The sequence below is a fragment of the Streptomyces lancefieldiae genome (assembly GCF_031845825.1).
Taxonomy (GTDB): Bacteria; Actinomycetota; Actinomycetes; order Streptomycetales; family Streptomycetaceae; genus Streptomyces; species Streptomyces lancefieldiae.
Genome location: NZ_JAVRFH010000005.1, coordinates 191,721 through 202,919, shown reverse-complemented (window position 1 = coordinate 202,919; position 11,199 = coordinate 191,721). Strand labels below are relative to the sequence as shown.

The following is an 11,199-nucleotide window of genomic DNA, read 5'->3' as shown; positions in this document are numbered from 1 at the left end:
GGGGGATGCCACCTGGCCTGATGTTTCAGCTGCTCGGAGCGTTGAAGGTGTGTTCCGACGGTCGGCCGGTGCCGATCCGCAGCGCTCGTCAGCGCACGGTGCTGGTGATGCTCCTGCTCACCCCCGGCCGGGTGGTCTCGGTCGACGCACTGGCGGCGGCCGTCTGGGACGGAGCCCCGCCGACGACCTCGCGCAACCAGATCGCCATCTGCATCGCGGCGCTCAGGAAGATCCTGCGCGAGGAGGCGGGCGTCGACGGCCTGATCGAGACCGCCCCACCGGGCTACGTACTGCACCCCGGGCACCACCGCATCGACCTGGCGGAACTGGAGGAGCTGGTCGCCCGCGCCCGGCAGGCCGCCGAGTACGAGGAACACGCGGCCGGCGCCGAGCACTTCGAGCAGGCCCTGTCCCTGTGGCGCGGCCCCGTGCTCGACGGCATGACCGGTGACGGGATCGACGGCGCCGTCACCCGGCTCACCGAACTGCGGCTCGACCTCGCGGAGGAGCTGGCGGCGCTGCAGCTGCGCCTCGAGGCCTACCGGCGGGTGATCGCCGACCTGGCCCCCCTCGTGGCCGAGCACCCGCTCCGGGAGGAGGCACGCGCCCTGCTCATGCGGGCCTATCACCTCTCGGGGCGGCGGGCCGACGCCCTGGAATGCTTCCGTGAGGGGCGGCGGGTCCTGATCGACGAGCTCGGGATCGAGCCGGGCCGGAAACTGCAGGCCCTGCACAGTGAGGTACTGGCCGGGGCCCCGGTCACGGAAGTGCCGCGCGCCGAGCGGCAGCGGCAGGTGCCACGTCAACTGCCCCGGCCGACCGACCCGTTCGTCGGACGCCTGCCGGAGATGAGGCTGCTCGACGAACTGCTCGAAGCCTCCGGCCCGCCCCTCGCGGTGCTCTGCGGAGTCGCGGGGGTCGGCAAGAGCGCGCTCGCCGTGTACTGGTCGGGCAGGGCTGCGGAGCGCTTCCCCGACGGGCAGCTCTTCATCGATCTGGCCGGCTTCCACGAGCGGGGCGCGCCGGTGACCCCGCTCGCCGCGCTCGATCAGGCGCTGCGCGGGCTCGGCGTGCCCGGCGCCGCGATCCCCGGCGAACTGCACGAGCGGGCCGCGCTCTACCGCAGCACCCTCGACGGCCGCCGCGTGCTGATCGTCCTGGACAACGTCGGCTCGCCGGAGCAGATCCGGCCGCTGCTCCCCGGCCCCGGCCCCAGCCGGGTGCTGATCACCAGCCGCGCCCCGTTGTCCGCACTGGCCGGCGAGTACGGCGCGCGGCGGATCGAGCTCAGCCGGATGACCGAGCGGGAGGCCCGCGAGCTGCTGGTCGCCGTGATCGGCGCCGAACGCGTCGAGGCCGAACCCGAGTCGGCCCGCCGGCTCGCCGACCTCTGTGACCGCCTGCCGCTCGCTCTGCGCATCGTGGCCACCAGGCTGATCTCCGACTGGCAGTGGTCCCTGCGCCAGTTGGCGAGCCGACTGGAGGACCGGCGCGGCCGGCTCGACATGCTCAGCCCCCACGAGGGCGGAGTACGCTCCGGCGTCTGGCTCAGCTACCGCGAGCTGTCGGTCAAGGCGGCCACGCTCTACCGGCTCCTCGGCCAGCTCGCCGTACCCGACTTTCCCGTGTGGGTCGCGGCAGCCGCTCTCGACGTGGACCTGAGCGAGGCCGAGGAACTGCTGCGGCAGCTCGTCGGCGCGCAGTTGCTGGAGTTCGGCTCGGGGCCGGAGCGGGCCGAGCCCCGGTTCCGGTTCCAGGACCTGTTGCGCCTCTACGCCTGGGAACGCTGCCAGGCCGAGGACCCCGAGCCGGCCCGGAGAGCGAGCCTGGCGCGGGTGCTCTCGGCGATGCTCGGTCTTGCGGATGAGGCACATCGGCAGATGTACGGCCCCGACGAAGTACTCCCCGACGACCTCGACCGCACCATGCGCCTGCCCGTCGGCTTCGCCACCGAACTGCTCGTCGACCCGGTCGACTGGCTGGAGTCGGAGCGCGAGTCCCTGTCGGCCCTGATCCGCCAAGCCGTGCAGAACGGTTTCAGCGCGTATGCCTGGGCGTTGACCACGCGTGCCGAGCCGCTCTACGAAATCCGCAACTACCTCGCCGACTGGCGGCAGAACGCCGAGCTGGCCCTGGAGGGCGCCCGGGCGGCGGGCGACCTGCGTGGGGCGGGCACCATGCTCAGCAACCTCGGCACGATCTGCGTGTACCAGCGTCAGTACGCGGAGGCGCAGCGACTGGTGAGTGAGGCCATGGTCCTTCTGGACCGGGCCGACTACGTGCAGGGGCGGGCCGTGGTCCGGCGCAATCTGGCCATCTGCCTGCGCTACACCGGTGATCTCGAGGCGGCGGCACGCCACTGCACCGATTCCCTGGAACTGTTCCGCAGGTCGGGCGATGCCGCGGGCCTGTCGCACGCCCTCGGCCTGCTGGCACAGATCGAACTGGACTCCGGAGACCCCGAGCGCGGCATCGAGATCAGCACCCAGGCCATCGAGGCCAGCTACCAGGCGGGCTCGATGCGCAATCGGACACAGAACCTCTACCGGCTTGCCGAGTCGCTCATCGGCGCCGGCCGGGTGGACGAGGCGGAGCAGGTCTGCCACGACGTGATCGGCCTCAGCCGCGGTCAGGGCGACAGACTGGGTGAGGCCTACGGACTGTGTGCCCTCGGTGAGGCGCACTGGCGTCAGGGCAAGACGCACCAGGCACGTGCGGTGCTGGTCAAGGCCCTGCGGGCCACCGAGGAGATCGGGGACCGTTTTCTGCGGGCCCGTATCAACACCAGCCTGGCCTGTGTCGAGGCCCTCTCGGGCACGGACACCGCCGCGGATCGGCTGGAGCGGGCACGCGACGAGTTCCACGTACTCGACGCACCGGTCTGGCAGCGACGCACGGAGCGACTGCACAGGGCCATCATGGAGGGTGGTGCGGGCCCGGCCGTGGACCGGGAGGCGCTGGCGCACCTGCTGAACGGGCGGTGAACGGCCCCGGCTGAGCGGGCCTGCGGTGGGCCCGGCCCGCACTGCGTCGGCCGGGCCCACCCCTCAGTCGGCGGGGAATCAGGTCCAGGGGTGGTCGCCCTTGGGCTCGATGTCCAGGATGTCGTCGACCTGACCGACGAGATCAAGCAGACGGTCCACCGGTTCACCGGCTGTTGCGACCTCGGCCTTCGTCCCCTGGAGGCCGTTGTCCTCCGCGTGGGCCGTGCCGGTCAGCAGCGCGTGCAGTGCGACAGCGGTGAGAGCGCCGGCTGCGATCTTGCGGGTCTTGTGCACGGTGTGATTCCTCCGTAACGGGGACTGCCGGATGTCTTGAAACGGATCTTAGGAACCGTCGGTATTGCCTCGATTTCCCCGCTCTTTCGCCTCCTTTCGCGACGCGATATCGCTCCGAAACCCCGCCTTTGTACGGTCCTTTTCGACCATCGGCCGCTCGGTGAGCGGCTGCGTCATCCCGACCAGATGCGCGCGTCCTGTGCGCCGGAAACGGACGATTGCTGTGATTGCTTCGACGACCACACCCGACATCGCGGCAGGTGTATCCGCCAACTCCCTGACCCCTCCGCGTGTGCATCTGCCCTTGCAGTTCCGGCTGCTCGGCCCGGTCTCCGCGGTCCGCCACGGCGTGCGGCTCCCGCTGTCCGGGACGAAGATCCACACGGTGCTCGCCGCACTGCTGCTGGCCGGGGGCCGCGCGGTTTCCGACGACCGTCTCAGCGACATGCTCTGGGGCGACACCCCGCCCCCTACGCACAGCGCGCAGATCTATACGTACGTCTCCCGTCTCCGCAAGCAGTTCGGCGGCGGTGTCGAGATCCTCCGGCAGGGCCCCGGCTACGTTCTGCAGGCCGAGGCGGGGCAGGTCGACTTCTTCGTCTTCGACCGCCTCAGGCGCAAGGGGCAGCAGGCGCTCGAGGAAGGCCGGCATCCGCAGGCGGCTCAACTCCTCGCGGACGCCCTCGCCTGCTTCACGGGCGACCCGCTGGAGAACACCACCGAGCACCTTCTCCAGGCCGAGCGCCCGCGCCTGGAGTCGCTGCGCACCGAGGTACTCGAACAGCGCATCGAGGCCGATCTCGCCTGCGGCCGGCACCGCGCCCTGATCGCGGAACTGACGGCGCTGGTCTCGCAGTTCCCGATGGCCGAGCCGCTGCGGGCTTACCTCATCACCGCCCTCTACCGCTCCTCCCACCAGGCCGAGGCCGTCCGGGTCTACGAAGAGGGCCGCCGCGTTCTCGACGAGCAGCTCGGTGTGGCACCGGGTCCGCAACTGAGCGAGGCGTACCTGAGCATGCTGCGCGGCGAACCCCTGCCGGTCCAGGTGCGGCAGCCGACGCCGCTGCCGTCCCGCACCACGGCGTTCACCGGCCGGGCGGTGCAACTGGCCCGGCTGCGGCTGCTGCTGCGCAGCGGTGGTCCGGGGCCGCGCACGGCACAGATCACCGGGATGGCCGGCAGCGGCAAGTCGGCCCTGGCCGCCGAGGTGGCGCATGAACTCGCCGCGGACTTCCCGGACGGCGTGCTGCACGCCGTCCTGCAGGACTCGGACGGCGCCGCCCGGCCGCTGACGGAGGTGGTCACCGAACTCCTCCACGACCTGGGAGAACCGGGTGTCCCCGGCCGGGCGGACCGGGCGGACCTCATGGGTCTCATCCGGCGCTACCGGGCGCGTACCGCACGCGGCAGGCTGCTCGTCATCCTCGACGGCGTGGCATCCGACTCCAGGGTCGCCCCCCTGCTGCCCACCGACCCCACGGCTGCCGCCCTGATCACCGGTCGCACCCGGCTCGCCTCGGTGCCCGCGGTGCACACCGTGGCGCTGGACCCGCTGCCCGACGAGGAGGGCCTCGCCCTGCTGTCCGCGCTGGTGGGTCCGGGCCGTGTGGCGGCGGAGCCCGACGCCGCCCGGGACGTGGTGCGCTACTGCGCGGGGCTTCCGCTGGCGCTGCGCATCGCCGGCGCCCGGCTCGTCTCCCGCCCGCACTGGTCGATGAGCAGGCTGTCGGCCGTCCTGCGCGAGCCCGCCGGCCGGCTGCATGCCCTCTCGCACGGCGACGCCGATGTGCGCCGCTCGCTGGAACAGGGGCTGCACCAGCTGTGCCCGGCCACCAGAACCGCGCTGCCGTGGGTGAGCCTGCTGGGACAGGGCCCGTTCACGGCACGGCTGCTCGCGGACGCGACGGGTCTTGCCGAAACCCAGGCCCAGCGCATCCTCGAGGACCTGGTGGACGCCACCCTGCTGGACGTCGAGCCGCCGGCGGGGGACGACGTCCACCGCTACCGGTTCCATCCACTGGTGCTGCTGTTCGCGGAGTCCCTTCCGCGTGACCGCTGACGCCGTCCCCTGTCAGCCGTCACTGGCAGGGGACGCACCGTGTGCACCGAGGGCCTTCGCGTAGCAGAGGCTGTCCTCGTGGAAGCGGTAGTAGCCGAACTTCTCACAGGGCTCGTAGCCGCTGGAGAGGTACAGGGCGACGGCCTCGGGCTGCTTGGTGCCGGTCTCCAGGACCATGCGGGACCGCCCCGCAGCACGGGCGTCCTCCTCCAGGGCGGCCAGGATGCGCCGGGCGAGCCCCCGGCCGCGCACCTGCTCGATCACGAACATCCGCTTGAGCTCGGCGTCCCCGTCGCGGTTGCCCTCGTCGTTGGCGTCCTGGCTGCGCCAGCCGCCGGAGCCGACCGGGACGTCGTTCTCGTCGTACGCGACCAGGTACAGGCCGTTCGGCGGCGCGAAGTCCGACGGGTCCAGGGGCGTGGCGTCGCCGCCGTCGCCGTAGCGGACGTCGTACTCGGCCTGGACCTCGTCGTTGAGCTTCACGGCGTCGGGGTGGTCGAAGGGCACCCGGCGTATGTTCATGCTTCCTACCGTATATCTATGTGAAATCCTGGGCGGGACAACGTCCAGTGTGCCGGTATCGTGCCCTGATGCTCACCGTGACCACCGCGAATGTGAACGGACTGCGCGCCGCCGCGAAGAAGGGCTTCGTGGAGTGGCTCGCCAGTACCTCCGCCGACGTGCTGTGCCTCCAGGAGGTGCGGGCCGAGCCCCAGCAGCTGCCCGAGCACGTCCGCACCCCCGACGGCTGGCACGTGACGCACGCCCCCGCCGCCGCCAAGGGCCGCGCCGGCGTCTCCCTCTACACCCGCCGCGAGCCCGACCGGGTCCGCGTCGGCTTCGGCTCGTCCGAGTTCGACGGCAGTGGCCGCTACGTCGAGGCCGACCTGCCCGGTGTGACGGTCGCCTCCCTCTACCTCCCCTCCGGCGAGGTCGGCACCGAGCGCCAGGACGAGAAGATCCGCTTCATGGGCGAGTTCCTCGCCCACCTCAAGGAACTGCGCGAGCGCGCCGCCGCCGACGGCCGCGAGGTCGTCGTCTGCGGCGACTGGAACATCGCCCACCGCGAGGCCGACCTGAAGAACTGGCGCGCCAACAAGAAGAACTCCGGGTTCCTGCCGGAGGAGCGGGAGTGGCTGAGCCGCGTCCTCGACCCGGCGGAGGGCGGGTACGTGGACGTCGTGCGCGCCCTGCACCCCGACGTCGAGGGGCCGTACTCGTGGTGGTCGTACCGGGGGCGGGCCTTCGACAATGATTCGGGATGGCGCATCGACTACCACGTCGCCACCCCGGGTCTGGCCGCCAGGGCCGTCAAGGGCCACGTCGAGCGGGCCGCCACGCACGCCGAGCGGTGGTCCGACCACGCGCCGGTCACCGTGGTCTACGACCGCTGAGGGCCGGCGGCCCCCACGCTCCCTCCGTCCGTCCGCTTGCGGATCCGCCGGTCCAGCGCCAGGGACAGTTCCGCCTCCACCACGCTGCGGGCCAGCGGGCGCAGGCGGTGGAGTTCCTGTTCCGGGGCGTGGCGCAGGATCAGGTCGGCGAAGAGGTCGGCGAGGGCGTCGGCGTGGTCGCGGACGCGCTTGCCGGCGTCGAGGACCTCGGCGAGCGGTATGCCCTCGCGGACCAGGGCGGAGGAGACCTCCAGCAGGCGGCGGCTGATGTGGACGAGTTCGTCGCCGTCGGTGCCGAGGTAGCCGAGGTCCATCGCGGCGGCCAGGTTCTCGGCGCTGACCTCGCCCTCGAAGCGGGCGGCGAGTTCCTCGGGGGTGAGGCGGACCGGGGTCTCCTCGGTGGGTTCGCCGAGGCCGAGCAGGTCGCCGACGTCGCGGCCGTGGTCGAAGGCGTCGGCGAGTTCCGCGATGCCGTTCAGGGTGTGGCCGCGCTCCAGCAGCGCCGCGATGGTGCGCAGGCGGGCCAGGTGGTGGTCGTCGTACCAGGCGATGCGGCCCTCGCGGCGGGGCGGCGGTATCAGTTTGCGTTCGCGGTAGAAGCGCAGGGTGCGCACCGTGATGCCGGCCCGCCGGGCCAGTTCCTCCATGCGGTATTCACGCTTCTGGGTCACGCCTCCGACCATAAGTCGTACCGGGGGTAACTTTCCTCGGTCCACCCCCTACCCATCAGTACGGAGCTGTCCTACGCTCCCATTGCGCCAGTGTTCACTGGCAGGGTTCCAGACGGTCCAGGCGACGCGTGGAGGCTCCGGGATGGCCGAGCACGAGCAGGTTCAGGAACACGTACGGGTGGCGGTGATCGGGTCCGGCTTCGGAGGACTGGGGGCCGCCGTGCGGCTGCGCCGTGAGGGGATCACCGACTTCGTCGTGCTCGAGAGGTCCGACAGCGTCGGCGGCACCTGGCGGGACAACAGCTACCCCGGCTGCGCCTGCGACGTGCCCTCCCACCTGTACTCCTTCTCCTTCGCGCCCAACCCCGAGTGGCCCCGCACCTTCTCCGGGCAGCAGCACATCCGCGCCTACCTGGAGCACGTGGCCGACACCTTCGGGCTGCGCCCCCACCTCCGCTTCGGCTCCGAGGTGAAGCGGATGGCGTGGGACGCCGAGCGGCTGCGGTGGGAGATCGAGACCGCGAGCGGCAACCTGACGGCCGACGTCGTCGTCTCCGCCACCGGGCCGCTGTCCGACCCCAAGGTGCCGGACATCCCGGGGCTGGACTCCTTCCCCGGCAAGGTCTTCCACTCCGCCCGCTGGGACCACGACCACGACCTCACCGGCAAGCGGGTCGCCGTGATCGGCACCGGCGCCTCCGCCATCCAGATCGTGCCGGCCATCCAGCCCAAGGTCGGCCGCCTCACCCTCTTCCAGCGCACCCCGGCCTGGGTGATGCCCCGCATGGACCGGGCGATCAGCGGCGCCGAGCGCGCCCTGCACCGGGCGCTGCCCGTCACCACCAAGCTGCGCCGCGGGCTGCTCTGGGGCATCCGCGAGCTCCAGGTGCAGGCCTTCACCAAGCACCCGAACGAGCTGGGCTTCGTCGAGCAGATCGCCAAGCGCAACATGGCCGCCGCCATCAAGGACCCGGCCCTGCGCGCCAAGCTCACCCCCGACTACCGCATCGGCTGCAAGCGCATCCTGCTGTCGAGCGAGTACTACCCGGCGCTCGCCAGGCCCAACGTCGACGTCGTCACGGGCGGACTCCGCGAGGTCCGCGGCAGCACCCTCGTCGCCGCCGACGGCACCGAGGCCGAGGCCGACGTGATCATCTTCGGCACCGGCTTCCACGTCACCGACATGCCCATCGCCGAGCGCGTCGTGGGCGCGGACGGCCGGACCCTCGCCGAGACCTGGAAGGGCGGCATGGAGGCGCTGCGCGGGGCCACGGCGGCCGGTTTCCCCAACTGGATGACGATCATCGGGCCCAACACCGGCCTCGGGAACTCCTCCATGATCCTCATGATCGAGTCCCAGCTGAACTACCTGGCCGACTACCTGCGCCAGTTGCGCGTCCTCGGCGGCACGGCCGCCCTCGACGCCCGCCCCGCCGCCGTGCGCAACTGGAACCACCGGGTGCAGGAGCGCATGAAGCGCACGGTCTGGAACACCGGGGGCTGCACCAGCTGGTACCTCGACCCGAACGGCCGCAACACCACCATCTGGCCCGGCACGACCGCCGAGTTCCGGCGGGAGACCCGGCGCGTGGACCTGGCGGAGTACGAGGTGCTGCGGCCGGCCGTGGCCGGGCCCGCCGCCGCCGACGCGAACGCCGAGGTGGGCGCGTGAGCCGGCTCCCGCACGTCACCAGCGGGATCTACGCCCCGCCGGTCCCCGACCGCGAGCTGACCGTCACCGCCGCCGACGGTGCCCGGATCCACGTCGAGGTGCACGGCCCCGAGCACGCGCCCGCGGTCGTCCTCGCGCACGGCTGGGTGTGCTCGACCGCCTTCTGGGCGGCGCAGATCCGCGCCCTGGCCGCCGACCACCGGGTCATCGCCTACGACCAGCGCGGCCACGGCCGCAGCCCGGCGAACCCGGCGTGCGGCACCGAGCCCCTCGCCGACGACCTCGAAGCCGTGCTGCGGGCCACGCTCGCGCCGGGCGAACAGGCCGTGATAGCCGGGCACTCCATGGGCGGGATGACGGTGATGGCCGCCGCCGCCCGGCCCGCGGTGCGCGATCACGCGGCGGCCGTCCTGCTGTGCAGCACGGGCAGTTCGCGGCTGGTGGCGTCCTCCACCGTGGTGCCGCTGGGGGAGGGCCGGGTGCGGACCTGGCTGACCCGGCGCGTCCTCGGCTCCCGGGCGCCGCTCGGGCCGGTCACGCCCCTCGCCCGCAGGATCCTCAAGTACGCGACGATGGGCCCCGGTTCGGCCCCGCACATGGTCGAGGCCTGCGCCCGCATCGTGCACGCCTGTCCGCGCCAGGTGCGCCACGCCTGGTCGCGGGTGCTCGACCTCCTCGACCTCGACCACGGCGTACGGGAGTTGAGGATGCCGGTCGAGGTCGTGGTCGGCACGGCCGACCGGATGACCCCGCCCGCGCTCGCCCGCTCGCTGGCCGCCGCGCTGCCCCGCTGCGTGGGTCTGACGGAACTGACGGGCCTCGGCCACATGACGCCGGTGGAGGCGCCGGAGCTGGTCACCGGGAAGATACGAGCCCTCGCCGCCACCTACATATCCGCCGACACGCACGCCGTACACGCCGAGGAGAGCGCATGAGCAGGGTGAGCCTGGAAGGGCGGGTCGCCGTCGTCACCGGAGCCGCGCGGGGCGTCGGGGAACTGCTGGCCCGCAAACTGTCCGCGCGCGGGGTGAAGGTGGCCCTGGTCGGGCTGGAGCCGGACGGGCTCAAGCAGGTCTCGGCCCGGCTGCACACCGAGAGCGAGGTCTGGCACGCCGACGTCACCGACCACGAGGCGATGGCCCGGGTCGCCAAGGAGGTGAGGGAACGGTTCGGCAAGGTCGACATCGTCGTCGCCAACGCGGGCGTCGCCACCGGCGGCCCTTTCGTCGACTCCGATCCGGAGTCCTGGCGGCGGGTGATCGAGGTCAACCTGATCGGCTCCGCGGTGACGGCCCGCGCGTTCCTGCCGGCGCTGCTGGAGAGCCGCGGCTACCTGCTCCAGATCGCGTCGCTCGCCGCCCTCACGCCCGCGCCGATGATGACCGCCTACTGCGCCTCCAAGTCCGGTGTCGAGGCCTACGCGCACAGTCTGCGCGCCGAGGTCGGCCACCGGGGTGTGAAGGTCGGCGTCGGCTATCTGTCGTGGACCGACACCGACATGGTGCGCGGCGCCGACCAGGACGACGTCATGCGGGAGCTGCGGCAGCGGCTGCCGTGGCCGTCCAACAAGACGTATCCGCTGGGCCCGGCGGTGGACCGGCTCGTGGAGGGCGTCGAGCGGCGGTCGAGCCATGTGTACGGGCAGTGGTGGCTGCGCGGCATGCAGGGCGTGCGCGGCTACCTGCCCGGCGTCATCGGCACCGTGGGACAACGCGAGATGCGGCGCTTCGCGGACCGGCTGAACGGCATGCGCACGGGCCTGGTCGGCGCGGGCGGAGCCGCCGACGAACAGCAGCGGAACTCCCCCGCTACGGTGCGTAAGTGATCGACGTGCGTACGGTCACCGCCCATGTGAATCTGATCGGGCCAGGCCGACCCGGCCGGGCCCGAACACCACAGGAGTGAACCCACATGGGTATCAAGGACCAGTTCCAGGACAAGGCCGAGCGCATGCAGCAGCAGGGCAAGCAGCGGGCCGAGCAGGCCAAGGGCCAGGCGCAGAACCGCAACCGCCGTCGCGTCGAGGACGAGACGGACCCGTCCTCGCGCCGCCGGGACGCGGACGAGCGCCTGGACGAGAACTACGACGCCTGACGCGCCGCCGCTGACCCGAAGGGGCGCCCTC

General features: G+C 72.1%; 10 protein-coding genes. 7 read left to right on the top strand and 3 right to left on the bottom strand.

What is annotated here, in order from left to right; translation table 11 throughout:
- Positions 1-68 precede the first annotated feature (68 nt).
- Positions 69-2,984, top strand: a complete 2,916-nt coding sequence (locus RM812_RS07305; RefSeq protein WP_311571576.1) for an AfsR/SARP family transcriptional regulator — start codon at positions 69-71, stop codon at positions 2,982-2,984.
- A gap of 78 nt (positions 2,985-3,062) precedes the next feature.
- Here RM812_RS07305 and RM812_RS07300 read toward each other — a convergent pair whose 3' ends face one another.
- Positions 3,063-3,278 carry a hypothetical protein gene (locus RM812_RS07300; protein WP_311571575.1) on the bottom strand — a complete coding sequence of 72 codons (216 nt, stop codon included), beginning with the start codon at positions 3,276-3,278 and terminating at the stop codon, positions 3,063-3,065.
- A gap of 292 nt (positions 3,279-3,570) precedes the next feature.
- Here RM812_RS07300 and RM812_RS07295 point away from each other — a divergent pair, with 292 nt between their 5' ends.
- Positions 3,571-5,337 carry an AfsR/SARP family transcriptional regulator gene (locus tag RM812_RS07295; protein ID WP_311571574.1) on the top strand — a complete coding sequence of 589 codons (1,767 nt, stop codon included), beginning with the start codon at positions 3,571-3,573 and terminating at the stop codon, positions 5,335-5,337.
- A gap of 12 nt (positions 5,338-5,349) precedes the next feature.
- On the opposite strand, the gene RM812_RS07290 is transcribed toward RM812_RS07295, so the two are convergent.
- Positions 5,350-5,859, bottom strand: coding sequence for a GNAT family N-acetyltransferase (locus tag RM812_RS07290; RefSeq protein WP_311571573.1), 510 nt, complete (start codon positions 5,857-5,859; stop codon positions 5,350-5,352).
- A 68-nt stretch (positions 5,860-5,927) separates the two neighbouring features.
- On the opposite strand from RM812_RS07290, the gene RM812_RS07285 reads away from it, so the two are divergent.
- Complete coding sequence (locus RM812_RS07285; protein ID WP_311571572.1) at positions 5,928-6,731, top strand: exodeoxyribonuclease III; 804 nt, start codon at positions 5,928-5,930, stop codon at positions 6,729-6,731.
- On the opposite strand, the gene RM812_RS07280 is transcribed toward RM812_RS07285, so the two are convergent.
- Positions 6,719-7,402, bottom strand: a complete 684-nt coding sequence (locus RM812_RS07280; protein ID WP_311571571.1) for a MerR family transcriptional regulator — start codon at positions 7,400-7,402, stop codon at positions 6,719-6,721. The two genes, RM812_RS07285 and RM812_RS07280, sit on opposite strands and share 13 nt — an antisense overlap.
- A gap of 142 nt (positions 7,403-7,544) precedes the next feature.
- Between RM812_RS07280 and RM812_RS07275 the strand changes: the two genes are divergently transcribed.
- From RM812_RS07275 to RM812_RS07260, 4 genes are all read left to right on the top strand, one after another.
- Positions 7,545-9,074, top strand: a complete 1,530-nt coding sequence (locus tag RM812_RS07275; protein ID WP_311571570.1) for a flavin-containing monooxygenase — start codon at positions 7,545-7,547, stop codon at positions 9,072-9,074.
- A complete protein-coding gene (locus tag RM812_RS07270; RefSeq protein WP_311571569.1) occupies positions 9,071-10,009 on the top strand; it encodes an alpha/beta fold hydrolase in 939 nt (312 codons plus the stop codon). The genes RM812_RS07275 and RM812_RS07270 overlap by 4 nt, the downstream gene beginning before the upstream one ends.
- Entirely contained in the window at positions 10,006-10,899 is an 894-nt protein-coding gene (locus RM812_RS07265) for an SDR family oxidoreductase (RefSeq protein ID WP_311571568.1), read from the top strand. Before RM812_RS07270 ends, RM812_RS07265 begins: the two co-directional genes overlap by 4 nt.
- An 86-nt stretch (positions 10,900-10,985) precedes the next feature.
- A complete protein-coding gene (locus tag RM812_RS07260) occupies positions 10,986-11,168 on the top strand; it encodes a hypothetical protein (protein ID WP_311571567.1) in 183 nt (60 codons plus the stop codon).
- Positions 11,169-11,199 lie beyond the last annotated feature (31 nt).